General features: G+C 71.7%; 18 protein-coding genes. 11 read left to right on the top strand and 7 right to left on the bottom strand.

The window, feature by feature from the left end:
- Positions 1-21: 21 nt before the first annotated feature.
- Together GVV76_RS00710 and GVV76_RS00705 are read left to right on the top strand one after the other, a co-directional pair.
- Positions 22-1,449, top strand: coding sequence for an amino acid permease (locus GVV76_RS00710; RefSeq protein WP_159522372.1), 1,428 nt, complete (start codon positions 22-24; stop codon positions 1,447-1,449).
- 429 nt (positions 1,450-1,878) lie between these two features.
- Entirely contained in the window at positions 1,879-2,676 is a 798-nt protein-coding gene (locus GVV76_RS00705) for a hypothetical protein (RefSeq protein WP_236263128.1), read from the top strand.
- Positions 2,677-2,856: 180 nt separating this feature from the next.
- Here GVV76_RS00705 and GVV76_RS00700 read toward each other — a convergent pair whose 3' ends face one another.
- From GVV76_RS00700 to GVV76_RS00690, 3 genes are read right to left on the bottom strand one after another with little or no spacing between them, the layout of a single operon-like run.
- Positions 2,857-5,670 (bottom strand): lysylphosphatidylglycerol synthase transmembrane domain-containing protein, encoded by a 2,814-nt coding sequence (locus GVV76_RS00700; protein WP_201290996.1) that lies wholly within the window; start codon positions 5,668-5,670, stop codon positions 2,857-2,859.
- Between the two features lie 49 nt (positions 5,671-5,719).
- A complete protein-coding gene (locus GVV76_RS00695) occupies positions 5,720-8,215 on the bottom strand; it encodes a heavy metal translocating P-type ATPase (RefSeq protein ID WP_268891746.1) in 2,496 nt (831 codons plus the stop codon).
- Positions 8,212-8,481 carry a heavy-metal-associated domain-containing protein gene (locus tag GVV76_RS00690; protein ID WP_159522376.1) on the bottom strand — a complete coding sequence of 90 codons (270 nt, stop codon included), beginning with the start codon at positions 8,479-8,481 and terminating at the stop codon, positions 8,212-8,214. Before GVV76_RS00690 ends, GVV76_RS00695 begins: the two co-directional genes overlap by 4 nt.
- A 198-nt stretch (positions 8,482-8,679) precedes the next feature.
- Here GVV76_RS00690 and GVV76_RS00685 point away from each other — a divergent pair, with 198 nt between their 5' ends.
- The 3 genes from GVV76_RS00685 (at position 8,680) to dcm (ending at position 12,941) form a co-directional block, all read left to right on the top strand.
- Positions 8,680-10,284, top strand: coding sequence for a TrkA C-terminal domain-containing protein (locus GVV76_RS00685; protein ID WP_159522378.1), 1,605 nt, complete (start codon positions 8,680-8,682; stop codon positions 10,282-10,284).
- Positions 10,285-10,468: 184 nt separating this feature from the next.
- Positions 10,469-11,455 carry a CAP domain-containing protein gene (locus GVV76_RS00680; protein ID WP_159624188.1) on the top strand — a complete coding sequence of 329 codons (987 nt, stop codon included), beginning with the start codon at positions 10,469-10,471 and terminating at the stop codon, positions 11,453-11,455.
- A gap of 181 nt (positions 11,456-11,636) precedes the next feature.
- The gene (gene dcm / locus GVV76_RS00675) at positions 11,637-12,941 is read left to right on the top strand and encodes a DNA (cytosine-5-)-methyltransferase (RefSeq protein ID WP_159624186.1); all 1,305 of its coding nucleotides are present in this window, start codon (positions 11,637-11,639) and stop codon (positions 12,939-12,941) included.
- 186 nt (positions 12,942-13,127) lie between these two features.
- On the opposite strand, the gene GVV76_RS00670 is transcribed toward dcm, so the two are convergent.
- The 4 genes from GVV76_RS00670 to GVV76_RS00655 form a co-directional block, all read right to left on the bottom strand.
- Positions 13,128-14,012, bottom strand: a complete 885-nt coding sequence (locus GVV76_RS00670; protein ID WP_236263127.1) for a hydroxymethylpyrimidine/phosphomethylpyrimidine kinase — start codon at positions 14,010-14,012, stop codon at positions 13,128-13,130.
- A gap of 67 nt (positions 14,013-14,079) precedes the next feature.
- Entirely contained in the window at positions 14,080-14,904 is an 825-nt protein-coding gene (gene mtnN / locus GVV76_RS00665; protein WP_159624184.1) for a 5'-methylthioadenosine/S-adenosylhomocysteine nucleosidase, read from the bottom strand.
- A gap of 9 nt (positions 14,905-14,913) precedes the next feature.
- The gene (locus tag GVV76_RS00660; protein WP_159624182.1) at positions 14,914-15,810 is read right to left on the bottom strand and encodes an alpha/beta fold hydrolase; all 897 of its coding nucleotides are present in this window, start codon (positions 15,808-15,810) and stop codon (positions 14,914-14,916) included.
- 186 nt (positions 15,811-15,996) lie between these two features.
- Positions 15,997-16,449 carry an S-ribosylhomocysteine lyase gene (locus tag GVV76_RS00655; protein WP_159522602.1) on the bottom strand — a complete coding sequence of 151 codons (453 nt, stop codon included), beginning with the start codon at positions 16,447-16,449 and terminating at the stop codon, positions 15,997-15,999.
- Positions 16,450-16,546: 97 nt separating this feature from the next.
- Between GVV76_RS00655 and GVV76_RS00650 the strand changes: the two genes are divergently transcribed.
- From GVV76_RS00650 to GVV76_RS00625, 6 genes are all read left to right on the top strand, one after another.
- On the top strand, positions 16,547-17,395 hold the full coding sequence (locus GVV76_RS00650; RefSeq protein WP_159624180.1) for an alpha/beta fold hydrolase: 849 nt from the start codon (positions 16,547-16,549) through the stop codon (positions 17,393-17,395).
- Positions 17,396-17,440: 45 nt separating this feature from the next.
- Positions 17,441-18,709: an AI-2E family transporter gene (locus GVV76_RS00645; protein ID WP_201292164.1), complete on the top strand. Its 1,269-nt coding sequence runs from the start codon at positions 17,441-17,443 to the stop codon at positions 18,707-18,709.
- A gap of 102 nt (positions 18,710-18,811) precedes the next feature.
- Positions 18,812-20,344, top strand: coding sequence for a DUF3375 domain-containing protein (locus tag GVV76_RS00640; protein ID WP_159624178.1), 1,533 nt, complete (start codon positions 18,812-18,814; stop codon positions 20,342-20,344).
- On the top strand, positions 20,341-21,240 hold the full coding sequence (locus tag GVV76_RS00635) for a DUF4194 domain-containing protein (RefSeq protein ID WP_159624176.1): 900 nt from the start codon (positions 20,341-20,343) through the stop codon (positions 21,238-21,240). Before GVV76_RS00640 ends, GVV76_RS00635 begins: the two co-directional genes overlap by 4 nt.
- A complete protein-coding gene (locus tag GVV76_RS00630; RefSeq protein WP_159624174.1) occupies positions 21,237-24,773 on the top strand; it encodes an ATP-binding protein in 3,537 nt (1,178 codons plus the stop codon). The genes GVV76_RS00635 and GVV76_RS00630 overlap by 4 nt, the downstream gene beginning before the upstream one ends.
- Entirely contained in the window at positions 24,770-25,975 is a 1,206-nt protein-coding gene (locus tag GVV76_RS00625) for a DUF3322 domain-containing protein (protein WP_159624172.1), read from the top strand. Before GVV76_RS00630 ends, GVV76_RS00625 begins: the two co-directional genes overlap by 4 nt.
- The last annotated feature ends 9 nt before the right edge of the window (positions 25,976-25,984 follow it).

Here is a 25,984-nt window from a genome sequence, read left to right as displayed (position 1 = left end):
CCACCCCTGAGGAGACGACAGATGACTGCCACCACAGGCGAGCACGATCTCGACGAGATCGTTGAGCGCGGCGAGCACCTCCAGCGCCGCCTCACCAATCGACACATCCAGCTCATCGCCATCGGCGGGGCGATCGGAACCGGCCTCTTCATGGGCTCGGGCAAGACGATCTCCCTGGCCGGCCCCGGCGTGCTGCTTGTGTACGCGATCATCGGTGGTTTCCTCTTCCTGGTCATGCGGGCCCTCGGCGAGGTCCTGCTGTCCAACCTGGAGTACAAGTCCTTCGCCGACGTCGCCCATCACCTCATCGGCCCCTGGGCGGGCTTCTTCACCGGGTGGACCTACTACTTCTGCTGGCTCGTGACGGCGATCGCGGAGGTCATCGCCATCACCCAGTACGCCCAGTACTGGTGGCCCACCGTGCCCCTGTGGCTGCCCGCCGCGCTCACCGTCGTCCTGCTGCTGGCACTCAACCTGACCACGGTCAGGGCCTTCGGCGAGATCGAGTTCTGGTTCTCCATCATCAAGATCGTGGCGATCATCGCGCTCGTCATCGTGGGCATCGCCCTGGTCGCCATCGGCTTCACGGCGCCCAATGGCGCCGTCGCCTCCCTGAGGAACCTGGGTGATCCCTCCGACCCCATCGGCAGCCTCTTCCCCCATGGCTTCTCCGGCTTCACCGGCGCCTTCCAGATCGCCGTCTTCGCCTTCGTGGGCACCGAGCTCATCGGGACCGCCGCCGCGGAGGCCAAGGACCCGGAGGTCACCCTCCCCAAGGCGATCAACGCCATCCCGGTGCGCATCCTCCTGTTCTACCTGGGCGCGCTCACCGCGATCATGATGGTCACCCCCTGGCGGGAGGTCACTGAGTCCAGCCCCTTCGTGGCCATGTTCTCCTTGGCCGGATTCGGCCTCGCGGCGTCGCTGGTGAATTTCGTCGTCCTCACCGCCGCGGCATCGAGCGCGAACTCCGGCATGTACTCCACCTCCCGGATGCTCTACGGCCTGTCCTGGTCTGGTCATGGCCCGGCCATCTTCAAGCGTCTGACCGCCCGCTCGGTTCCGGGGCCGGCGCTCGTGATCACATGCGCGGCGCTGCTCCTGGCGATCCCGCTGCTGTACACGACCGCGTCGATCATCGAGGCGTTCACAGTGGTCACGACGGTGGCGAGCGTGCTGTTCATCCTCGTGTGGATCATCATCATCGTCTCCTACCTGCGCTTCCGCTCCGTGCATCCCGAGCTCCACGAGGCCAGCGCCTTCAAGATGCCGGGCGACCGGGTGGCGGCGTGGGCGAGCATCGTGTTCTTCATCTTCGTGGTGTGGACCCTGACGCAGGCCCATGACACCAGGCTGGCGGTGCTCGCCTCACCGCTGTGGCTGATCGCGATGGCGGTCGCCTGGTGGGTCCATTCCAGCCGTGCCAAGCGCCTGAACGAGTGGGGCTGACACGGTCCCGCCTCCGGCATCGCCCCGCTGCGGCCCGCTGTGGCGCGGTTTGAGGATTGCTCGGGCCCCGGGAGGGGATGAGCGAGGCGTTAGCTATTGCGAGACAGCCCCTGACCTGGGGAAACGCAAATCGTGACAATGGGTCAGAAAAAGGAATCCTCAAACCTCGCCAAATCCGCGGGTGCGCGAGCCTGGGCAGGCTGCCTGAGTGCCATGAACCACAGGTGACGCCATCCCCACCGGCTCCCCCGCGCTGTGGAGGCATCTCCTCGACGGGCCTGGAGATCTTCCACAATCCAGCGCATGGGACAACGCGAGGCGGAGGCGAGCAGGATCCTCCGCGAGCTTCGAGCGGGCCATGGGGCCCTGCGTCGTCGGGACCTGCGCCTGGGCCGTACCGGCCAGCGAGCACTGGCCGATCTGCTGACCATGGGCGATGCCCTGAGGACGGGCGGTGCCATCCACTTGCCGGATGCGTCCCGGTCGATTGTCGTCAGCCGGTCGCTCGGCGGCGTGCTGACGGCCGAATCCGCTCTCGAGCACTACGGGCTCCCTCTGGCGCGCCGCCCGCGTTCGCTGCATGTCGCGGTGCCGGCGCGTACCGGTGTGATCCGGGCGCCCGGTGGTGTGATCGTCCACCGGGAGGCCCATCTTGACCGGGTCGATCCGTTCGAGATGCCCGTCGCCCCGCCGGAACTCGTCTTGGCGCGGATGCTCCGGTGCTCCCCGGAGGTCGATGCCGTCGCGGCACTGGACGCCGCGCTCCGCGAAGGACTTGTCCTGCTGGGGGACGTTCATGAGCTCCTCGGGGGCGATGGGCACCAGGCGGCTGTCGCGCGTCGGAGGGCGGGTCGGGCCAACCCTCGTGCTCGGTCCCTGATCGAGAGCCGGCTCCGCATCGAGCTCGAGGACGCGGGCCATCGGGTGGATGTCGGGGTGATCGTGCATGGCGTTGGTGAGGTCGACCAACTCGTGGATCGGCGCCTGTTCGTTGAGACGGATGGCTTCGCCTACCACTCCTCCAGGGAGGCGCTCTCCAGGGACCGGGAGCGCGATCAGCGGATGATCTCGATGGGGCTGCCGGTTGTCCGGTTGACCTATGAGGATGTCATGCAAGGGCGTGGCGTCACCATCGTCGAGGCCGCGCTGAGAGGGTTGGACAGGGCGCCGGCACCCCTGCGGGTCGTTCCTGATCCTTCTATCGGGGCTCCGAGACTCATGTGGTGAGTGTGAAGTGGCGCGGTTTGAGGATTGCTCGGGCCTTGGGAGGGGATGAGTGCGGCACTAGTCATCGTGAGACGGCCCCTGACCTGGGGAAACGCAAATGGTGGCAGCGGGTCAGAAAAAGGAATCCTCAAACCTCGCCATTCAGGGGGCATATCGCGCCGCTGGCATCGCCTCTATGGCTCACAGTTCCCCGAGCTTCTGGAGGCGCTGGAGGCTGAGCCAGCCGATGGGGATCGGGATCCAGAAGGTGACCAGGCGGTAGACGATGGCGGCCGACAGCGCGGTGCCGCTGGGGATCCCCGCGGTGATGAGCCCCGCCGTCAGGGCGAACTCCACCGGTCCGATCCCGCCGGGGGAGGGCACCACGGACCCCACCGTGTTGGAGGCGAAATAGGCGATCGCCAGCACGGAGAAGGGCAGGGTGAAGCCGAATGCCCACAGGCTCGCCCCGAAGGCCAGGATGTAGGACAGGCTCAGGAGCACCGCCCCTCCCACGCCGGCGAGCAGCCGCGCGGGATTGGACAGGATCCACACGAGCCGGGGGCGGACCTGCCGGTACGTGGGCTCGATCTTCTCCCAGATCCAGATGCGCGCCCGCGGTACGGCCAGGACCATGGCGACGAGCGCGGCCAGTAGCACCGCTCCCAGCAGCACCCAGCCCGAGGGCAGGGTCAGCCCCGTCGACTGCCCAGTCGCGGCGGCCAGGATGACGAGCAGCACCAGGGTGACGAGGAACTGCACGACCTGGACGAGCGCCACCGTGGCCACGCCGACCGCCGTCGGCACGCCCTTGCGGGTCAGGAAGCGCAGGTTGATTGCCGCCCCTCCCACGCCGGCGGGTGCCACTAGCGCGACGACGGAGGAGGCCAGGTGGACCTCGGTGGAGCGCCACAGGCTCAGGCGCTCCGGGGTGAAGGCCACCAGGATGATGCCCGCCCCCAGGTAGGTGGCCAGTGAGAAGACGAGCGCCCCCAGGATCCACCAGGCGTTGGCCTGGGCCACGGCGTCGGAGACCTCTTCGAAGTTCATGCGGGCCAGGAGCGTCCACACCGCCACGAGGAAGATGACGGCCATGACCACGGTGCGCGCCTGGAATCGGTTGATGCGGGCCGGTTCGGCGTGGGCGGTGGGCGTGAGCGCCACGAGGGCGTCCCTCAGCTCCTGGAGGACCTGTCCGCGCCGGCCCATGGCTCGGCGGGTGTCGGCGGGCAGGACCACGCGCTGGAGCATGGGAGCGATCGAGGCCAACTGGGGGGTGGTCAGGACCCGCGAGGCCGACGCGATGGCGCGCTCGACTCCCACCGAGCCCGCCAGGAGGGCGAGGGCCTGGGCGAGGTCGACGCGCCGGGACAGCTCCGAGGAGATCGTCTCCCCGGAGTCCCAGCCGAGCAGCCACACACGGCGCGCCTCATCCACGACGACGCTGTCCCCACTGAGGCTGCGGTGAGCCAGGCCAGCCGCGTGAGCGCGGCGGAGCTGGTCCCACAGGCCGGTCAGGACCGCGTCGGGAATATCGGGGCCGAGTTCGGACAGGGCGCGGGAGCCCGCGATGTGGTCGGTCACGAGGAGCACGGACTCGGGGGCGTCCGCCATCCCGCGCAGGGTGGGCGTGCGCACCCCGGCGCGGCGCGCCTCCAGCGTCATGAGGGCGGCGTGCTCAGCCTCGGCGCGGATCGACATGCCCCGCTGGGGGGACAGCCCCCGGACCCGGATCCGGTCCCACAGCGTGGCCAGGTAGCCGGCTACCTGCCGGTCGGTGTCGATGATCGTCAGATCGTGGCGCGCGCCCGTGCGGTCCCAGACCGCGTACACGCGGTGGGCGCTGGGCCTGCCCGGGGACAACGACCGGGCCTCGGCGATGAGCGCCTGGGAGTCGATCGCCGGTGCCGGCGCGATTGTTGACGATGGCGCGGCGGCGCGGCCCTCACGCGCGGGGGGCAGGGCGGCCGTGTCCGGCTCCATGCCCGGCCCCCCGGCGGCGTCGCCACTGGTGGTCGGCGCGGGCGAGGCGCTCGCGGGCGCCAGCGGGTTCTCCCGCACCTCCTCGGTGTAGCCCAGTGGGGCGTCCGTGGTCACCCACCAGGCCGTCGCCCCGGGCGCGCTGTCCACGCGGACCACCCGGACGGCGTCGACCCCCGCCCGGCGCAGCGCCCGCACGAGGGCGATGCCGTGGGCGGAGTGGTCCTCCACCCCGAACAGGCAGCGCAGCGCCAAGCCCGCCAGGCGGCCCAGGAGGAGGGAGAGCAGTGCCCCGGGAAGAGTGATGGCCGAGCGCAGCACGGCGAGCCCGACGATCATCCAGATCGCCACCCAGCCGTAGCGAACAGTGGACGACGAGCGCCTCTCGCCCGCAGCCGTGAGCAGGCCCACCAGGGCGGCGAAGACAACGGATACGCCCAGGCGCGGAAAGCCTGAGGCGGTGACGGTCAGGCCGGCAGAGAGGGTCGGCGGCGCCCAGGCCTTCAGCGTCCACAGGGCCATGATGGTGAGCGCCCAGCCGGTCACGGCCCCGGCGGCGCTCTCGGCGGCCCCCCGCCAGCGCCCCCGCAGGAGCTGGTTGAGGAGGACGAGGACCGGGATGAGGAAGGTCGCCAGTCCTTCCAGGGTCTGCAGGGGGAGGATGAGCACCTGACGCAGCACTGAGGACAGCACCACGCGGACATCCGCCGTAACTCCCGTGGTCGTCTCATGCGCGTAGGTGGCCAGGACGAGGACCGACAGGATGCCCGCGCTCACCAGCGCGAGGCTCAGCAGGTCCTCGGCGCGGCGGCGGCGGCGGGGGGCCTCATCGACGAGCAGCGTGGCTGAGCGGGGGCCGGGCTCCGGGCCGGGGGCCGCCTCCACCACGGGTGTCAGGCCGATGCGGGGGATGCCGACTGGGGAGGTCGCTGGCGTCGGAGGCGCTGGCGGGACATCGGACGGTGGCGGCACAGGCGCCGCGGATGGGGCGGGCGCGCTGCCCGAGGTCGGGGGCATGGCGTCGGCATCGGTCATGGCGGGATTCTACGGGGATCGGCGCGCTGCGCCGCTGTGTCTGAGCGCCTCACCCGGCCCTTCGCAGCCGCAGCGAGTTGGCCACGACGATGACGCTGGAGCAGGCCATCGCCCCACCGGCGATCATCGGGTTGAGCATCCCCGCCATGGCCAGCGGGATCGCCGCCACGTTGTAGGCGAAGGCCCAGAACAGGTTCTGCTTGATGATCCGCAGGGTCGCCCGGCTCACCCGCACGGCGGCGACCACCGCGTCGAGATCGGCCCGCACGAGGGTGATGTCGGCGGCCTCAATGGCCACATCCGTCCCCGAGCCCATGGCCAGTCCGAGCCCCCGAGTGCCCGCCTGGGCGAGGGCCGCGGCGTCGTTAACCCCGTCTCCCACCATGCCGACGACGGCGCCCGAGGCCTGGAGTTCGGCAACGACGTCGCGCTTCTCGGCGGGCAGGACCTCCGCGCGCACATCAGCCGGGTCGATCCCGACCTGACCAGCCACATGCGCCGCCGCCCGGGCGTTGTCCCCGGTCAGCAGGATCGGGCGGATCCCCAGGGCACGCAGTTCGGCGATCGCGGTGGCCGAGGAGGCCCGCACCGTGTCGCGCACCGCCAGCACGGCGGTGGCCTGGCCATCGATGGCGACAACCACCCCGGTGGCCCCGGTCGACTCGGCGGCCTCCAGCGCCTCAGACAGGTGGTCGGGCAGGGCGATGCCGCGCTCGGCGATCCAGGAGGCCCGGCCCACGGCGACCTCGCGCGCGCTCCCCGGCCCCGAAGCGGTGCCGGTCACCCGGCCCGTGACGCCCCGGCCCTCGTGGTTGACGAAGCCCTCGGCCCCCGGGAGCCGGGAGCCCTCGTTCTCCGCGCGCTCGCGGGCGGCGGCCGTGATAGCGGCCGCCACCGGGTGCTCACTGAAGGCCTCGAGCGCGCCCGCCAGCATGAGGGGGTCGAGCGTGGGGGAGTCGGATCGGCCCAGCCATGACTCGCTCCCGATCCCGGCGCTGGCGGCGGCGTCGAGGCTCATGCGCGCCGTCGTGACAGTGCCGGTCTTGTCCAGGACCATCGTGTCCAGCGAGCGCGTGAGCTCCAGGACCTCCGGGCCCCGGATGACGACGCCGAGCTGGGCGGCCCGGCCCGAGCCCACGAGGATCGCGGTGGGCGTGGCCAGGCCCAGGGCGCAGGGGCAGGCGATGACGAGCACCGCGACCGACGCCGTGAGGGCATCCTGGGCGGAGGCCCCAACCACGAGCCAGCCGACGAGCGTCAGGGCGGCGATCCCCAGGACGACGGGCACGAACACCCCGGAGACGCGGTCGGCGAGGCGCTGCACGGGCGCCTTGCCCGCCTGCGCCGCGGTCACCAGCGCGCCGATCCGCGCCAGGGTGGTGCCCTCGCCCACGCGCGTGGCTCGCACGAGCAGGGCGCCGGAGGTATTGATCGTCCCACCGGTCACCTCGTCGCCCACCCCGACCTCCACCGGCACGGACTCGCCGGTGAGCAGGGAGGCGTCCACGGCGCTGGCGCCCTCGACGACGACGCCGTCCACGGCGATCTTCTCCCCGGGGCGCACGGCGATGAGGTCGCCGGCGGCCAGGTCATCGACGGCGACCCGCTCCTCGTGGCGCATCGCGTCGGGGCGGGGGGCGCCATCGTCGTCGAGCACGTCGATGGCGTTGGCGGAACCGGAGGGGGCGGTGAGCCGGACGCGGCCGGCCTCCTTGGCACCGAGCTCGAGAAGGGCTCGCAGGGCGTCCCCGGAGCGGTACTTGGCGCGGGCCTCCGCGTAGCGGCCGGCCAGGAGGAAGGTGGTCACCCAGGCGGCTGACTCGAAGTACATGTGCGGGCGGTGCCCGCCCGCGTGGGCGCCGGTGAGGATCCCGGCCAAGTCCATGGGCATCTTCACGCCGATCTCGCCCGCGCCGCCCCAGATGAGGGCCCACAGGCTCCACAGGGTGGAGGCGCTCACGCCGAGAGAGACGAGCGTGTCCATGGTGAAGGCTCCATGGCGCAGCCCCGCCAGGGCCGCGCGGTGGAAGGGCCAGGCGCCCCAGGTGACCACCGGCAGTGTGAGGGCGGCCAGCGCCCACTGCCAGCCGGGGAACTGGAGGGCCGAGCTCATTGAGATCGCCATGACCGGGACCGAGAGCAGCAGGCTGAGAATTAGGCGGCGCCGCAGGTCCTCGGCGCGCACGAGGTGGGAGGCGCCCAGCGAGTCTCGGGCGCTTGTCCCGGCCGCTGGCCCCGTGGCCGAGGGGGCGCCGCCGGTGGGCCGGGCCGATTCCTCCTCGGGGGAGGGCGGCGGCTCCGCCGGGGCGGCCGCGCTCCTGGCCGCGGAGGGGCCGGTGAGGGCCGCCGAGTACCCGGCCCTGATGACGGTGGCGATGAGCTCGTCATCCGTCACGGAGTCGGGAACGGTGAGGTGAGCGGACTCGGTGGCCAGGTTGACGCTGGCCTCGACGCCGTCGATCTTGCTCAGTTTCTTCTCCACGCGCGCCACGCAGGACGCGCAGGTCATGCCGCTGACAGCGAGATCGACCTCGCGGGTGCTCAAGAGATGCGGACGTCGCGCTCGACGGCGTCCAGCGTGTAGTCACCGGCCTCGTCGATCGCCTCGGCCAGGGCGGCATCCTCGAGAACGACGTCCGAAACGACCGTGACGACGGACTGCCCGCCCTTGTTGAGGACGATGGAGACGTCCTTGACGCCCGTGAGCGCTTCGAGTTCCTCGGTGACGTGGGCGACGCAGTGCCCGCACGTCAGGCCGGACACCTTGAGAGTGGTGGTGCGGTCGATGCCGTCGTCGGTGAAATCGGCCATGGGAATGCTCCTCGCTGCGGTGCTGCTGCGTGTCCGCCTCGGGTATGAGGCATGGCGAACCTACTCCCGGCCCGGGCGGCGCACCAAGCCGCCTTGCCTCCGGGCGAAACCGGGAACAGGGAGGCGGGAGTGGGGCGCCGATGGTCGGCATTGAGGCCGAAGTGGCTTACCCTGTCCGATGTGCCTGGAGTTATTCACATGACCTATCCGGTAGCGGCGGGGCTCATCCCTGATGGCGTCATCGACGTCCTCGCCGCCACCCCCCTGCTCACGGTCTTCCTCGTCATCGGGCTCGGGACCGCCGTCGGACAGATCCCCTTCGGGCCGATCCGCTTCGGCGCTGCCGGGGCGCTGTTCGTGGGCCTCGCCGTCGGCGCGCTCGATCCCAGGCTCGGCGCCGACCTCGGGATGCTGCGGGCCCTCGGGCTCGGGCTGTTCTGCTACACGGTGGGGCTCGGCGCGGGAAACACCTTCTTCCGCAACCTCGGCCGGCAAATGCCCCTCATGGCGCTGTGCGTCGTCGCGCTCCTCGCCGCCGGCGCGGTGGGGGCGGGCTTCTCGCGCCTGACCGGGGTGACGCCCGCGATGGACGCCGGCGCCTACGCGGGCGCCCTGACCTCCCCGGTGCTCGACGCCGCGATCGAGGCCGCCGGGAATCAGGAGCCCTCCATCGGATACGCCATCGCCTACCCCGTGGGCGTGGCCGTGGCGATCATCGTCGTCGCCATCGTTGTCGGACAGCGCTGGCCCGGCCGTAAGGACCCCCGGCCCGCCAGCGCCGATGGCATCGTCGCCACCAGCGTCTACGTGCTCACCCGCGTGCGGCTGGACCGGATGGAGGCCTTCACCCGCGCCCGCATCCGCATCTCCTACCTGGAGCGCGACGGGGTCACGCGTGTCGTCGACCCCGGCGAGGAGCTGGCGCCGGGGGACAAGGTCGTCGTCGTCGGGGCGCCCGCCGCCGTTGAGGAGGCCATGCACGAGTTGGGCACGGGACTGCGCTCCTGCCTGGCCAAGGACCGCCGGGCCGTGGACCACCGCCGGCTCACCGTCTCCTCCACCCGCGTGGCGGGGCGGACGATCGCCGAGGTGGACATGCCCGGGCGCTTCGCGGGCGTCATCACCCGCGTGCGGCGCGGGGACCTCGACCTGCTCGCCCGCGATGACCTCGTGCTCGAGCTCGGGGACAGGGTCCTCGCCGTCGTGCCCAGCGAGAGGCTGGAGGAGGCGGCCGACTGGTTCGGCGACTCCGAGCGCAAGATCTCGCAGATCGACGCCTTCAGCGTCGGCATCGGCATGGCCCTGGGAGTGCTGCTCGGCCTCGTCGCCGTCCCGCTGCCCGGCGGCATCACCCTGAAGCTGGGGGTCGCCGCGGGGCCGCTGGTCGCCGGGATGATCCTCGGGCGCCTCGGGCGCACCGGTCCCTTCCTGTGGGGGCTGCCCCATGCCGCCAACGCCACGATCCGCCAGCTCGGGCTCCTGTTCTTCCTGGCCGCGATCGGCCTGGCGTCCGGCCCGCGGTTCGCGGGCGCCGCCTTCTCCGTAACGGGCCTGGCGGTGGGCGGGCTCGCGGCGATCGTCGTTGTCGTCAGCGCCGTGGTGCTTCTCACGGGGGCGAGAATCGCCGGGATCTCCGCCGCGCGAGCCGCCGGTGGACTGGCGGGCCTGGTGGGGCAGCCGGCGATCCTCTCCTACGCCCTGTCCCGCAGCGAGGACGTGCGGATCGAGGCCGGGTATGCGACCCTCTTCGCGCTGGCGATCGTGGTCAAGATCGTGATGGTTCAGTTACTCGTGGCCCTGTGAGTCGCCTCCCAAACCTGTCGCGAGAAGGCGCGTCCCGAAGAAATTACCGGTCTCGTCAGGTAACATGAAGATCACGAGATGAGTATCATGAAGGCGCGGACCCCATCCGCGCCTGATGCTCCGGAGCCCCTAGCGTCCCGGTGAGTCATCGACAGAACTGACTACCCATGGAGATTTCAGCCCTGTGAAGATCGCCCGCCTCTTCGCCGCCGCCGCAGTCACCGCGTCGCTCGTGGGGATCACTCCCCAGGCCGTCGCGGCGCAGGCCCCGGCGTCGCCGGTCAACCCCGGCGCCGCAGGGGTCCTCCTGCCCGCTGCGACCTCCGCTGACAGCGCCGCCGCCCAGCAGATCCTCACCCGTGTCAATGAGTTGCGCCAAAGTTCCGGTCTCAAGCCACTGACCCGGCTCGTCGAACTCGACAACGTCTCTCAGGAGTGGTCCGGCCAGATGGCCGCCGAGGGCAACCTGTACCACCGGCCCAACCTGCGCAACGCCTTCCCCTCGGGATGGACGTGGGTGGCCGAGAACATCGCGATGAACGGCAAGGGCCTGTCCGGCGCGGAGCTCGGCAACGCCCTGTTCCAGCAGTGGGTTGACTCTCCGGGTCACTACCAGAACATGGTGGATCGCAACGCCACGGCTATCGGTATCGGCATCGCCGAGTCTGCCGACGGCTCCATCTACGCCACCCAGAACTTCGCCGCCTACCCCGACGACGTCCAGGCGGGCTTCAAGGTTTCCGGTGGGGGCTCGGCTTCCTCTCCATCGACGACGCCGAACGGCTCGGGAGCGCCCAGCGGCGGAGCCTCGGCGGAGGCCGTCCAGCCCGCGCCCGAGGTGAGCCCGACGGCGGACGCCACCGCGGCCCCTGACGCCACGGCGGCGGCCGCTCCCACCGCGGCGGCGAGCGCCTCGGCGCGCGCGACTGCCACCGCCGCTCCCGTGGCCGTTCCATCTAGCGGCGCCACCGCCCCGATCGGCGCCCCGAGCACGGCCTCCGAGGTCGTGGCCGCCCCGGCGGAGCCCGTAAGTACACCGCGGTCCACGCAGGAGAGGGTGCTGGGGAAGCTCGGCATGACGGGAGCCAACGCGACCCTCGTGCTCTTCGCGATCATCACGCTGGGTGCGGGCGGCGTCGTCCTCATCCTGCGCCGCGGCCTGCGCGACTGACGGCCTCGGCGAGAGCGCACCCTCGGGCGGGATATCATGCTGATCCTCGACCTCGGAAAGGCTCATGCTGCCGGAAGGGGCAAGGCGAATCCTCGCGGAAGAGTGATGCGCGTCGCTGTGCCGTGGATGAATCGCCGCTGAGGGGCTAGCTTCTCGCCCGAACATGTGCTTAGCTTGACCCGTGTCCTTCGCCTTCATTGACCTTTTCGCCGGCATCGGCGGCTTCCACGCCGCACTGTCCGAGATGGGGGGCGGGTGCGTCTACGCGGTCGAGATCGATCCGGATGCCTCTCGGATTTATGAGCAGAACTGGGGCATCAATCCGCTGGGTGACATCACAGTCGATGCCGGCGAGGCTGGTGTGAGCCCAAGGATCCCTCATCATGACGTGCTGGCGGCGGGATTTCCCTGCCAGCCGTTCTCGAAGTCGGGCGCGCAGCGCGGAATGGAGGAGACCCGAGGGACCTTGTACTTCAACATTCTTCAGATCGTTCGCGAGCGCCATCCTGCTGTCCTTCTACTTGAGAACGTTCGCAATCTCGCCGGCCCGAGGCACAAGCATGAGTGGGAGGTCATCGTTCGAACGCTCCGCGACGAGGGCTACAGGGTGGCCGATGCTCCTGCCATCATCTCGCCGCATCAGATCGGGAGAGAGCGGGGCGGGCGGCCTCAAGTGCGCGAACGAGTCTTCATCACGGCCACTTATGATCCTGAGGGACTGGGCGATGGCGCGCCTGCGCCGGTCGCCCGACCGCGCCATCAGTACGGCGAGGACACTGACTGGAGCATCGAGGACTACCTCGATGAGGATCCGTCGGGATATGAATTGACCCCTTCCGAGGTTGAATGGGTGGATGCTTGGGACGCTTGGGTGCGCCGCTTCCGGAAATACAACCCCGGCGTCAAGCTCCCTGGTTTCCCGATTTGGGCTGATGAATGGCGCACCGTCGAAGAGCTGGAGGCGCGCATCGCTGACGGAGACTATGACGGGGCGCCGGCGTGGAAGATGAGTTTCCTCCGTAAGAACGCCGAGCTCTTCGACCGCAATCAGGGTTGGTGCAGGGCTTGGCTCGTCGAATATCAGGTCGCCTCGTTCCCGCCTTCACGGCGGAAACTGGAATGGCAGGCTCAGGGTCTCGGCTCGTTATGGGACTGTCTCATGCATTTCCGGCCCTCTGGCCTGCGCGCTAAGCCCCCCACCTACGTGCCCGCGCTCGTGGCCATCACGCAGACGAGCATCATCGGCCCACGCCGTCGGCGGTTGACCCCCAGGGAGGCCGCTCGGATGCAGGGGTTGCCAGACGATTTCACCTTCGAAGGGCAGTCGGACGCGGCCACGTACAAGCAACTGGGTAACGGCGTGAACGTCGGGGTGGTGCAGAACGTGCTGGCGATGCACTGCGATCGCGATAGGTCGATCCTTGAGACGACGCCGTCGGGCCGTCGTGTCCTTCGAGCGGTTCAGCACTGGAAGCGCCGTGACTGACGGCAGAGGTCATAGCGGGGTCGTGCTGGTGAGGCGTTCAGCCGGGCGCGGGCGGCGGTGAGAGGAAATGGCGAGGTTTGAGGATTCCTTTTGCTGACGCGATGTCGGATTATCTATCGTCGCAGGTCAGGGGCTTGTGAGATGCGGGATGCCGGGCCTGGTGGGCGCCGAGCGCCCGGGCAATCCTCAAACCTCGCCAATTCTGGGCGTGCTGGCCTGAGCGGGGCATCGGGCACCCCGGGCAGGCTGTCCAGCGAGGAACTCAGGGTAGTTGCCCTGCCAGACGTAAGTGAAGGGGATGTTCCCACGCATGCCGGGATTGACCGACGCCGAGACCACGTTCTTCGCCGTCACCGCCGCCTCCAGGGGCGTGGCCCCCTTGGCGAGCTCCGCCGTCACCGCGGCGGCCAGGGTGCAGCCAGCGCCGTGCATCCGCTCCGCGCCCACTGCCGGGACCTCCAGGACCTCCAGGGTGGAGCCGTCGTAGAAGACGTCCAGCGCCGTGCCGGTGCCCAGGCTCGGGCCCGCTTTCGCCAGCACGTTGGGTACGCCGAGGTCGAAGATCCGCTTCGCCGCGTCCTTGAGCGCCTCCACCGAGGTGATTTCCTCGACGCCGGCCAGCGTCGCCGACTCGAAGAGGTTCGGGGTGACCATCGTGGCGCGCGGCAGGATCTTCTCGCGCAGCGCGTTGTCCACGGCCATCGCCGAGGAGAACTCCTGGCCCTTGCAGATGAGGACCGGGTCGAGCACCACGATCGGGAAGCCGTGGCGCTCCAGGGCGGCGTCGACGGCGTCGATTGTAGGCTGCGTGCCCAGCATCCCGACCTTCACGGCGTCGATCCTGGAGTGGACGGTGGCGCAGGCCTCGATCTGATCCGCGATCACCTGCGGGTCCACCGGCACGAAGCGGTGATCCCAGTTCGCCTTCGGGTCCATGGACACGATGCAGGTCAGCGCCGTGCAGCCGAAGACGCCGAGCTGCTGGAAGGTCTTGATGTCGGTCTGCGCGCCAGCGCCACCGGAGGCCTCGGAGCCGGCGATGGCCAGGGCAATGGGGGGAGTAATGCTCATGGGCCAAGCCTGCACCCAGTGGGCCCCATCGCGCAGCCCCTTGGGCCGGCGCGCCACCGCCCCGGCCTCAGCCGAGCGCGGCCAGGGCGGCGATGACGACGGCGGCGCTGCGGGCCGCGGCCTTGTCGGCGCCGATGTGGAAGTCCTGGCCCGCCTCGGGCCCGCACAGGTCGGAGATCCCGCGCACCGAGGCGAAGGGGATGCCCGCGGCGGCCGCCACCTGTGCCAGCGCCGCGGACTCCATGTCGGTGCTCACCGCCTCCGGGAACGCCTCGCGCGTGTCCGCCACGTTCGCCGCCGTCACGAAGGAATTGCCGGAGAGCATCTGCCCGGCATGGATGCGCGCCGACGACGATGCCGGGGTAGCGGCGGCCAGCGCCGCGGGGCCGTGGAGCTCGATGGCTTCGCGCAGCCCGGTGGCCGACCCGAAGGCGGGGGGCTGGCCGGGGATCTGGCCGCGGGCGTAGCCGAAGGCTGTCGCATCGGCGTCCGTGAAGGCCAGGGTCGTCGAGGCGCACACGTCCCCCACCTCAACGTCGCGGGCCAGGCCGCCGGCCGTCCCGGCCGAGATGATCATGCGCGGGGCCACCTGGGCCAGCGCTGCCGCCAGCGCCGAGGCGGCCGCCACCAAGCCGATCCCCGTGCGGATGAGGATGAGCTCGCGGGGGGCCCCGGGGCCCTGGCCATCGGCGCTTCCCGGGATGACGGGGGGCAGCGCGAGGCTCACGGCCCATGCGTCACTGTTCAGCGCTAGGGGAGCGGCGCCGTCGAGCGCGGGGAGGCGTTCGAGGAAGGGGCGCGCCTCCTCCTCCATCGCGGTCAGGACGACGGAATGCGCCCGGCGGTCCGGGGGCGCGGGCTGTTGGGGCCGTGCGAGCTGAGAGGGCGTCATGCCGCGAGCCTACGCGGCCCGCTCACCCCGCCGCCCGCGCGCGATGACCATCTCCATCCACGGGTCGGACGCCGCGTGGAATCGCTCGGGGAAGGTGCGGCGAACGCAGTGCGGGGCGTCCACGATCACCGCGGTGGAGATGAGGGGGTTCTTGCGTGAGAGCAGGCTCAGGTAGTGGTCGCCGCGCAGCACCACGCCGTCGGTGCCGGTGATGATGAGCGTGGGGACGGTCAGGCCGTCGACCACCTCCTCCCACGGCGTCGGCGGGGACACGCAACCCAGGCCGATGAACCGCAGGTCGACGCCGCAGGATGCCTCCACGCTCGCGCGCACCTCCCGGTGCGACCACGTGGGGTTCTCGGTGGTCTCCGCGGTGAAGCGGGCCTCGGGGTCCTTCGCGATGCCTTTCAACTCGGCCACCTGCCGGAAGGCGTTCGCGCGCAGGAGGGCCCGCCACGCCGGGGTGACGAAGGCGGGGTCCTCCGCGACGACGCCGTCCACCAGATCCGGGCGGTGATAGGCGACATCGAGGCTGGTCACGCCGCCCATGGAGTGCCCCACGAGCAGCAGCGGCGCGCGCAGGGGGCCGGCCGAGGGCTCCTCGGGCGACGCGCGCAGGCCGTGGGAGCGCAGATCCTCCAGGGCGTCGGTGAGGTCGGCGGCCAGGCGGCGCCCGGCAGTCTCCTGGTTCTTCAGATCGGCGTCGTCCCAGCGGGGGGAGTCCCCGTGGCCGCGCGCGTCGAGCGCGACGATCCGGTGGCGCGGCGCCCAGTGCTCGACCGCCTCGATCCAGCAGGCGGCCGAGTCCGTGATCCCGTGGGATAGGACGAGAACGGGGGCCTCGGCGTCGTCGAGCCGCCCGGCGAGGTGCCGGGCGAGGGGCGCGGGCGCGGGATCAGCGGTCATGCCCCGATCGTAAATCCCGCCCCCTGCGCGAGACCGGTCGATATCAGGAGCGAGACCGGTTGATATCAGGAGTGAGACCGGTCCTGTTTCCACAGGCTCGTCTCATGTCGCGCCCACGCCGTCGTCCTTGTGGACGGCGAACCGGTCTCGTTCTTATTTTCGACCGGTCTCGCGAGGGGGGCGGGATCAGGAGGGGAGGACGGTCTCCCACTCCTCGCGCCTGGCCAGGAAGGCTCGTGCGGCGTCCTGGGCCTGTTCCAGCGAGTGGTTCGCGCCCCAGCCGCACTGGACCTCATTCGCCGCCGGCACCTCGGTGGCCGCGAGGATGCCGCGCATCGTCGCCTCCAGGAGCCCCAGGAACTCCTCGGTCTCAACGCCCAGCATGAGCGCGTAGAAGCCCGTCTGGCATCCCATGGGGGAGAAGTCGATGAGCCGGTCGGTGTGGTCGCGCATGAGTTCGGCGCTCAGGTGCTCGATGGAGTGGACCGCCTTCATCTCCAGGTGCTCCACGTTGGGCTGGCAGAAGCGGACGTCGTACTTGATGAGGGTGTCCCCGCCCGGCAGTTCCTTGCGGTCGGCGATACGGACGTAGGGGGCCCGCACCCTCCGATGGTCCAGGTTGAAGGACTCCACGTTCATCCGTCCGTACAGCGCTTCCTCGCTGGTGACGACCTGTTGCTTATTCGTATCTCTGTCCCCTGTCATGGGAACAGCCTAATGGGGGAGGATGACGCCCATGCATTCCTCCCTGGCGCGGCTCACCGTGGGCTGCGATGACGCTCCCACCCTTGTCCTCCTGCACGGCATCACCTCCTCGGCCGTCTCCCAGGCCGACGCGATCAACCACTGGGCCCGGCGCGGCTACCGGGTCATCGCCGTCGACTCCCGCGGGCACGGGCTCTCCCCCTCCTGGGAGCGCTCGCAGCTCGAGCGGGCCGGCGAGCAGCTCGTCGACGACGCCCTGGACCTCCTCACCGACCTCGACACCCAAGCCCGCGGACGAGCCGCCCTGGGATTGACCGCAGCGCCGGCCCCGATCGTGCTGGGCCACTCCATGGGCGGGGCGACCGCCATGGTCGCCGCCATCCGCCGCCCCGAGCTCGTCAGCGGCCTCATCCTGGAGGACCCCTCCCTCTACGGCACCCGCAGCCCCTCCGAGCTCCTCGCCCGTGGCGCCGCTCGGAAGCGCGCCCTGGACGCCGAGCTCGCCAACCCCGCCGGCGCCGTCCTGCGCGCCCTCGCCTCGGCCACCATGCCCGAGAGCGAGGCCCTGCCCTCGGTCTGGGCCAGCCAGCGCGTGGACCCGAAGCTCCTGCGCACCGGCGTCGTCGCCCCCGAGGTCCCTTGGCGCGAGGCCCTGGCCGCCCTCACGGTCCCCACGCTGCTGCTCAGCGGTGACCAGCCCGGCTCGGCCCGCCTTGGCGCGACCGGCCTGGAGGAGGCCCGATCCCTGGGCAACCCGCTCATCACTCCGGTACTCATCAAGGGTGCGGGGCACCTCATCCGCCGCAGCCGGCGCCGGGACTTCTACGCCGCCGTCGAGCCGTGGATCGAGCGCGTCCTGGGCCCCGCTCCCGCCGCTTGATGAGAGCGGCCGCCGGTCGGCGCGAAATCATCGGAGGATAGGGCCATGAGACCCGACAGCGCTAAAACAGGGCGGCCGACGCCCTTCCCGCCTGCGACGACATCCGATCAGGCGGCGCCCGCCTCCCCGGCGCCCGCCTCCCCGGCGCCCGCCTCCCCGGCGCCCGCCGATGATCCCGGGCGCAGCCAGGGGGAGACGATCGCCTTCACGGTGGCCGCGCTCGTGGTGTGCTGCGTCGGCATGTACTACGCGAGCAGGCTCATCGGCCCCGTGTTCCTGGCCCTCACCCTGGTCATCACCGTGCGGCCCCTGATCACCTGGGCCACCCGCCACCGCATCCCGAGGCCCGTCTCCGCGCTCGCCGCGATCGTGATCATCTACGCCTTCGTCGTGGGCCTGTTCGCATTCCTCGGCATCGCCGTCATGCAGCTCATCGACACCCTCCCGAGCTATTCGAACCGGTTCGCCGACATCTGGACGCAACTGCAGGACCGCCTCACCCGGCTGGGCATGTCCCAGACCGACCTCGTCGCCCAGGCCTCCAAGGCCGTCGACACCTCCAAGGTCGTCGGCTTCGCCCAGGCGCTCCTCGAGCAGATCTCCGGCATCGGCTCCATGCTCATGGTCATGGGCCTGACCGTCCTCTTCCTCATGTTCGACATGGCGCGCATTGAGAGGCGCACCCGCGCCCTGGTCATGCTCAAGCCGAGTCTCGCCTCGGCGCTGGCCGGCTTCGCGGAGTCCGTGCGCTCCTACTGGCTGGTCTCCACCGTTTTCGGGCTCATCGTCGCCGTCTTCGACACGATGGCCCTGTGGTGGCTCGACGTGCCCATGGCCGTGACCTGGGGCGTCGTCGCCTTCATCACGAACTACATCCCCAACATCGGATTCGTCATCGGCGTCATGCCGCCGGCCCTCCTGGCCGCGGTGGACTCCGGGCCCTGGACGGCCCTGTGGGTGATCGTCATCTACTCATTGCTCAACTTCGTCATCCAGTCCATTATCCAGCCCAAGTTCACCGGCGACGCCGTGGGCCTCAACACCACCGTCACCTTCATCTCCCTGCTGTTCTGGTCTCAGGTCATCGGAGCGCTCGGCGCGATCCTGGCCATCCCGCTGACCCTCTTCGCCAAGGCCCTCCTCATCGACACTGATAGGCGCGCCGCCTGGGTGGGCCTCTTCCTGTCCGCCGGGGACAATCCGCCCGATCCCATCGCGCAGGTGGACCTCGACGACCTCGACCGCGCCGACCTCGACGGCGACGGCCCGGATCCCGCCACCCCTGAGGCCGACGAACCGGTCACCGCGCACTAGCGGGAGCCCCTGGGCGCCTGTCCGCCTTCAGCCGGGTGTCAGGGATAGCGGGTACCGTGCGGCGGGTTCGCAACCGCCGCCCCCCGCCCTGAAGGAGGTGCCATGCCCCGGTCCTCAGGCGTCGTCGCCGCCGCCCTGAGCGCGAGCCGCCTCCTGGCCGGTCCCGAGGCCGACGCCGGGCTGCGCCTCCTGCGCTTGGACCAGGCCGCGATCGCCGTCGCCGTGCTCGGCTCCCACCTGGGCGGCCAAAGGCGCCGCATGAGCGTCGCCGACCTCCACGAGCTGATCGACGAGGACCTCCTCTGCCTGCGCGAGGCCGGCATGGACCTGGGGGAGAGGACCACGGCCCGCACCTACTGCGACCGTTGGCGCGCCGAGGGCATCCTCGTGCGTTCCACCGCCCCCGGTGAGCGCGAGGAGTCCTACGAGCTCTCCGCCCCCGCTGAGGCCGCACTGCGCTATCTCGCCCAGGTCGAGCGGCCCCGCCCCGCCGCCACCCACTCCCGCCTCGCCTCCATCGCCAGTCAGCTCGACCGCCTCGTGCGCGACTCCGACCCCTCCACGGAGCGCCGCCTGGCCGGCCTGCGGGCCGAGCGCGACGCCATCGACGCCCAGATCGCCCGAGTCGAAACCGACCAGGCCGAGCCCCTCGACCCCCACGACGGCGCCGAGCGCCTCAAGGAGATCATCGCCCTGGCCGAGCAGATCCCCGGCGACTTAGCGCGCGTGCGCTCCGAGATGACCGACCTCAACCGCTCCTTGCGCGAACGGATCGTCGAGGCCCCCGGGTCCCGCGGCGAGGTTCTCGACGACGTCTTCCGCGGCGTCGACCGCATCGAATCCTCCGAGGCCGGCCGCTCCTTTCTCGGCTTCTTCGAGCTCCTCCAGGACCCCGAGTCCTCCGCGCTCCTCGACGACCACATCGACGAGGCCCTGAGCCGCGGCTTCGCCGAGATGCTCGACGAGGCGGACCGCCGATTCCTGCGCGACTGGCGCTCCACCCTCGTGACCGAGGCCGGCGGCGTGCGCCAGACCATGACCGGTTTCTCCCGCTCCCTGCGCGCATTCGTGGCCAGCCGCGCCTTCGAGGAGCACCGCCGCCTGTCCGACGAGCTCTCCCGGGCCTGTGCGCTCGCCGGGCGGGCCGCTGAGCGCGCCGCCCCGATCGCCCCCATGGGCATGAGCCTGGAGCTCACCGGGCTGCCGCTGGCCAGCGTCGGCTCCTGGCGACTCAACAACCCCGCCGACGCCGAGGTCGCCGAGGACATCGTCACGCACAGCGCCTCAGGCCTCGACCTGGACTCCATGCGCCAGGCCGTGCGCGCCTCCGAGATCGACATGATCGAGCTGGCCGAGGCGGTCGCCGACTCGATGGCGCGCCGCGGCGCCGCGACCCTGGGCGACATCCTCGCCGACCACCCCGCCACCCAGGGCCTGGCCAGCGTCATCGGCCTGCTCCTCATCGGGAGGCGCGCCGGCGCTCTCGCCTGCGGCGAGGAGGAGATCTCCTGGTCGACGGCGGGAGGAGAGGAACGCCGCGCCACCATCCCCCGGCTCGTGCTCACCGCGCCTGTGGCCGGACCGTCCACCGACTCCGCCGCATTGGCACCGCGCCCCGAGGGAGACGACGAATGAGCCCCGAGAGCCCGCTGCAGGAGATGAACCTGGAGGTCCCGCCCCCGCCGCCCGGCGGGGTCGGCGCGATACCGCCGCCACCACCGACACGGTCGTCGTCGCCCGCCGTGGCCGACGGCCCGGCCGCGCCCCCTGAGCCCGCGGCGCCGGCATGCCAAGGAGCGCCCGCGGACCCGGCTGAGCCGGCGTCGGAGATGCCCCCGGGGGCGCTGTGGGACGGCGACGCCGGAACCCTGCCCCGCGCCACCCGCAGCGCCATCGTCCGCCTCGTCCAGGGCCCCTACCTCTCCGCCGCCCTCCACCCCGAGCCCTGGCAGGCCCTCATGGCCGACCTCGACGCCGTCCGCCACCACCTGGCCAATATGTTCCTCAGCCTCATCGTGGACCGCGAGGCCGGCTTCGCGTTCGTGCGCAACGCCGACGACCCCACCGGCCAAGCCCCCTCCGTGGTGCGCGCCATGCCCCTGACCCTCATCGACACCGCCCTCCTGCTCTACCTGCGCACCCTCCTCCTGCGCGCCATGGGCGGCGGTCAGCGCGTCTTCGTCGACCGCTCCGAACTCATCGACCACCTCGCCATCTACCGGCGGCGCGCCTCCACGGACCTCTCCGGCTTCGAGCGGCGCGTGAGCGCCTCCATCACCAAGATGGTCAAGGCCTCGCTCCTGCGGTCCACGAGCGTCGACGAGCGCTATGAGATCTCCCCGATCCTCGCCCTCGTCTTCGGTGCCGACCAGGTGGCCGCCGTCGCCGCCCAGTACGAGGCCATGCTGGCCGAGCAGGACGATGACGGGGCCGGGCTCGGAGGCGCGCGGGGAACTCGGGGCTCTGAGCGCCCACGGGGCCCGCGGCGCTCCCCATCCACCCCGAGCGCTGACTCCCAGGAGCGGCCATGAGAACGACGACGCCCCCCGCCCCCACCCGCGAGCGCCGCCGCGCCGCCTCCCCGGTGCCCCCGGCGCCGCGCTCGACCCGCACGCGCTCGCGGCTGCGCGAGGCGGACGCCCAGCACCGCCTGTCCCGCATCCAGGTCCACAACTGGGGGACCTTCAACGGCTACCACGACCTGCCCGTGCCCCGCGATGGCCTCATCCTCACCGGCCCGTCCGGCTCGGGCAAGTCCTCCCTGCTGGACGCCCTGTCCGCTGTGCTCGTGCCCGCCAAGAACCGGCGATTCAACGCCGCCGCCCAGGACTCCGGCGCCACCGACCGCGCCCGCACCATCCTCAGCTACGTGCGCGGCGCCTACCGGCGCACCACCGATGGCGCCACCGGCGAGGTCGTCACCGACTTCCTGCGCGCCGGCGCCACCCGCAGTGGGGTCGCCCTCACCTTCTCCCAGGGCGGTGAGGGCGCCGAGTCGCTCACCCTGATCGTCCTGTTCCACGTGCGTGCCGGCACGAACGCCGTCGACGCCGTCGCCCAGCTCCTCCTCATGGCCGAAGGGTCCCCGGATCTCACGACTCTCCTGCCCTACCTCGCCCACGGCATCGACCGGCGCGCCATCCGCCGCGACCACCCCGAGGGCCTGCGCCTGTTCGACAAGTACGAGGCCTTTGCCGCGGCCTTCCGCCGCCGCCTCGGCCTGTCCAGCGAGGTCGCCCAGCGCCTCCTCCACCGCACCCAGGCCGCTAAGTCCCTGGCCAGCCTCGACACCCTCCTGCGCGACTTCATGCTCGACGAGCCTGAGACCCTGCGCCTGGCCGACGCCGCCGTCGAGCAGTTCGGGGAGTTGCGCGAGGCGCATGCGGCCGTGGTCGAGGCCCGCGAGCAGGAGAGGGCCCTCGCCCCCCTGTCCGAGCTCAGTCGCACCATCATCGACGCTGGGGCCCAGCAGGCCCACGCCGAGGCGCTCGCCGCCGCCGTGCCCGGCTATGTCCACCACCTGCGCCTGGCCCGCCTGGAGGAGGAGCGCGACCGCGCCGCCGCGGCTGTCAGTGGCCTGGAGGCGGAGGTCGCCCGGGCGGCCGCCCGCGAGGACGCCGCCGTCGCCGACCTCGACCTGCTGCGCGCCGAGCGCCACGGGGCCGCCGGCGCTGGGTTGCCCGCCGCGACCGCCCGCCTTGAGGCCGCCCAGGCGGAGGCGGCCCGTCGTGCCGACGCCGTCCGCGCCCTGGAGCGCTGCTTGAGCGAGCTCGACGCCACCGCCCCCGCCGACGCGCGCGCCCACCACGAGCTCCAGGCGGTCCTGGCCGCCGAGGACTCCTCCCTGCGAGGCCAACTGGCCTCCCTGCGCGCCGAGCGTGACACCGCCGGCCTGGCCGCCCTCGACCTCAAGCGCCGCGTCGACGCCCTGACCACCGAGCGCGAGCAGATCCTCGCCAGCCGCTCCGCCATGCCTCCCCGCCTGCTCGGCGCCCGCGACCTCATCGCCACCGTCATCGGCCAACCCGCCTCCGTCCTGCCCTTCGCCGGGGAGATCCTGCGCGTCGTCGACGGCGAGGAGGACTGGCGCGTCGCCATCGAGGCCGTCGCTGGGGGCTTCGCCACCCACATGCTCGTCCCCGACCGCCTCTACCGGGACGTGCTCGCCGCCGTCGACACCCTCCACCTGGGCGCCCGCCTCCACTTCGACCGCCTCCTGCCCGCCGCGCAGGCCGCCCGCGGCGTCCCCCGGGTCCCCGGCGGCGCCCTGGCCCGCAAGATCGAGCCCATCCCCGGCACCGAGCACGCCGACTGGCTCAACGTCGAGCTCATGCGGCGCTTCGACCACCTGTGCGTCGAGGGCGCCGAGGAGCTCGCCGCCGTTGACCGCGGCGTCACCCGCTCCGGCCAGGTCAAGTCCTCGCGCACCGCCCACCTCAAGGATGACCGCCGCGACCCGGCCGACCCCCGCGCCTGGGTGATCGGCGTCGACGCCCGCGAGAGGCTCGAGCTCGTCGTCGATGAGCTCGCCGCCCGCGCCCGGGAGAAGGCAGGGGCCGACGCCCGCCTCGACGGCCTGGAGGCCCGCGAGGCCGTCCTGCGCGATCGGCTCGCCGCCTGCCAGCGCGCCACGGAGTTCACCTGGGAGCAGATCGATGTCGCCTCCGCGGCCTCCCAAGCCGAGCGGTGGGCGCGGCGCTGCGAGCAACTGCGGGACGCCCAGCCGGGCCTGGCCCAGCTCGACGCCCGCATCGAGACGGCCCGCCAGGCGCTCTCCCGGGCCCGCCAGACCCTGCGCGAGCTCAGCGCTTCCCTGGTCCGAGAGGCCGAGAACCGCGATGCCGCCACCGCCGAACTCGACCGCCTGCGCGAGCGGGAACAGGCCCTGCGCGCCGGCGCCCTCACCCCGGGCGATGAGGAGGAGGCCCTCATCCTGTCGGCCCCCGAGTCCGGGCCCATGCGGGTCGAGCTGGACGAGCGCTTCCGCTCCCAGCGCCGCCGCCGCCCGAACCTGGAGGAGATCAGCGAGGTCGCCGCCCGCGTCTCCAAGGAGATCGTCGAGCAGCGCGAGGCCGCCGCCCGTAGCGAGGCCCGCGCCGTGGCCAGCGCCGTGGTCACCATGTCCACCTTCGTCGCCACCTGGCCCGAGACCCGCGGCCAGGTCCTGCCCGAGATCGACTACCTCGACGAGTTCCTCGCGATCCTGGCCCGCCTCCAATCCGACGACCTGCCCCGTCACGAGCGCCGCTTCACCGCCCTCCTGCGCTCCCAGTCCCGCCAGAACATCGGCCACCTCGCCTCCGAGATCCGCCGCGCCGTCAGCCAGGTCAGGGCCCGGATCGGGCCCGTCAACGACGCCCTGGCCACCACCGAGTACTCGCCCGGCCACCACCTGCGCATCAAGGTCGAGGAGCGGCGCCTGCCCGTGGTCAATGACTTCCTGCGGGACCTGGCGACCATCGCCTCGGGCAGCCTCGAGCTCGACGACGAGTCCCCCGATCGCGCCGAGGAGCGCTACGCCCTGCTCGGCCGCATCATGAGCCGGCTCAGCTCCTCCGAGCCCCGCGACGCGGCCTGGCGCCGTCAGTGCCTCGACACCCGCCTCCACGTCGCCTTCCGCGCCGAGGAGCGCGATGTCGACGGCGTCGTCGTCGATGTCTACGAGGGGGCCTCGGGCCTGTCCGGCGGGCAGCGCCAGAAGCTCGTCGTGTTCTGCCTGGCTGCCGCCCTGCGCTACCAGCTCACCGACCCCGGGAACCAGCTGCCCGGCTACGCCCTGGTGGTCCTCGACGAGGCCTTCGACAAGACCGACGCCGACTACACCCGCGCCGGCCTGGAGGTCTTCCGCGGCTTCGGCTTCCAGTTGCTGCTGGCCACTCCCATGAAGATGCTCCAGACCCTGGAGGAGCACGTGGGCGGCGCGGCCATGGTCACCAACACCCCCGAGGGGGACGCCTCCGCCCTGTCCATGGTGCTCTTCGACGCCCCGGCGCGCAGGGGCGCCTGGGCCGCCCCCGAGCGGCCCGGCGACCTCTTCGAGGGCTTCGATCTGGAGGCGCTGTGAGGGGCCCGGCCGAACTCGCCGCGCGCGCCGCCGTGCGCTACCAGCGCGTCTACGCCGCCTGGGCCGCGAACCCCGACCAGGCGCGCGCCGAGGTGCTGCCCCTGTCCCTCGACCCGCCCACGCATGACCTTGCGCTCGCGGATGTCGACGGCGTCGCCGCGTGGATCGCCGCCTGGCGCCAATGGGAGCGCTCCGCCCCCGGCACCGTCATCTGGGAGGGGCGCCGCTGGGCGTCGCTGGGCACCCAGCACCTGCCCGTGCGCGCCCAGCTTGTGGGAGCCGATGCCATCGCATCGGCGGCGGGCCGCGCCGGCCACTGGGGGCTGGCCAGCTCGCGGGCGGGGATGATCGCGGGCATGCTCGAGGCCCTGGGCGTGGGGCCCACCGGCCTGTCAGGCCAGGGCGGCGCGGCCGAGGCGGTGGCCGCCGTCATCGGCGAGGTCGTCGAGTACGAGGACGATGACGTCGAGCGCCTCGTCGCCGCCGTGGCCTGGCTGGCCTCGCATCCGGCCTCCGGCCTCTACCTGCGCCAGCTGCCGATCGCCGGCCTGGACACCAAGTGGCTGGAGCGGCACCGTCGCGTGGTGCAGCGCCTGCTCGGCGCGGCCCGGGGCGGGGGCCTCCCCGTGGAGTCCGGGCTGGGCCTGCGCCGTCCTCCCACGACCGTGCGCGTGCGGATCCTCGACCCGGGCCTGGCCGCCGGGGGCCTGCGCGACGTCGAGGCCCCGGTGGAGGAGATCAGCCGCATGTGGGCCGATCGGGCGGGGTTCATCGACGTCATCGCCGTGGAGAACCTGGCCACCTTCCTCGCCCTGGAGGAGCGGCCGCGAACCGTGGCCGTCTGGGGCGCGGGGGACAAGATCGTCCAGACGCTCCCCCTGCTCTCCTGGGCTCGCCGCGCGCGCCGCGTCGTCTACTGGGGGGATCTCGATGCCGACGGCATGAGGATCCTGGCCTGCCTCAGCCAGCGCCTGCCGGGGATCGTGCCGGTGCTCATGGACGCCCCGACCCTGGAGCGCTGGCGCTGCCTGGCGGTGGCCGACCCCGGCAAGCGGGTGAGCCGCGACGGCCCGCAGCCCGAGGGCCTGGGCTACGAGCAGATGCGCGCCTGGCGGATGATCATCGACTGGGGCCTGAGCCTGGAGCAGGAGCGCCTGCCCTGGGATGAGGCGACGTCCGCCCTGTCCCTCGCCCTGGCATGAGGGATGCGG

This window comes from Actinomyces sp. zg296 (genome assembly GCF_009829695.1).
Taxonomy (GTDB): Bacteria; Actinomycetota; Actinomycetes; order Actinomycetales; family Actinomycetaceae; genus Actinomyces; species Actinomyces marmotae.
This window is presented reverse-complemented; position numbering and strand designations above follow the sequence as displayed.

Coding starts and splice junctions, on each gene's coding strand:
- GVV76_RS00640 (WP_159624178.1), top strand. CDS start 18,812: ATGCCCCGGTCCTCAGGCGTCGTCGCCGCCGCCCTGAGCGCGAGCCGC.
- GVV76_RS00710 (WP_159522372.1), top strand. CDS start 22: ATGACTGCCACCACAGGCGAGCACGATCTCGACGAGATCGTTGAGCGC.
- GVV76_RS00670 (WP_236263127.1), bottom strand. CDS start 14,012: ATGAGCATTACTCCCCCCATTGCCCTGGCCATCGCCGGCTCCGAGGCC.
- GVV76_RS00630 (WP_159624174.1), top strand. CDS start 21,237: ATGAGAACGACGACGCCCCCCGCCCCCACCCGCGAGCGCCGCCGCGCC.
- GVV76_RS00685 (WP_159522378.1), top strand. CDS start 8,680: ATGACCTATCCGGTAGCGGCGGGGCTCATCCCTGATGGCGTCATCGAC.
- GVV76_RS00635 (WP_159624176.1), top strand. CDS start 20,341: ATGAGCCCCGAGAGCCCGCTGCAGGAGATGAACCTGGAGGTCCCGCCC.
- GVV76_RS00655 (WP_159522602.1), bottom strand. CDS start 16,449: ATGAACGTGGAGTCCTTCAACCTGGACCATCGGAGGGTGCGGGCCCCC.
- GVV76_RS00705 (WP_236263128.1), top strand. CDS start 1,879: ATGGGCGATGCCCTGAGGACGGGCGGTGCCATCCACTTGCCGGATGCG.
- mtnN (WP_159624184.1), bottom strand. CDS start 14,904: ATGACGCCCTCTCAGCTCGCACGGCCCCAACAGCCCGCGCCCCCGGAC.
- GVV76_RS00690 (WP_159522376.1), bottom strand. CDS start 8,481: ATGGCCGATTTCACCGACGACGGCATCGACCGCACCACCACTCTCAAG.
- GVV76_RS00700 (WP_201290996.1), bottom strand. CDS start 5,670: ATGACCGATGCCGACGCCATGCCCCCGACCTCGGGCAGCGCGCCCGCC.
- GVV76_RS00650 (WP_159624180.1), top strand. CDS start 16,547: ATGCATTCCTCCCTGGCGCGGCTCACCGTGGGCTGCGATGACGCTCCC.
- GVV76_RS00645 (WP_201292164.1), top strand. CDS start 17,441: ATGAGACCCGACAGCGCTAAAACAGGGCGGCCGACGCCCTTCCCGCCT.
- GVV76_RS00660 (WP_159624182.1), bottom strand. CDS start 15,810: ATGACCGCTGATCCCGCGCCCGCGCCCCTCGCCCGGCACCTCGCCGGG.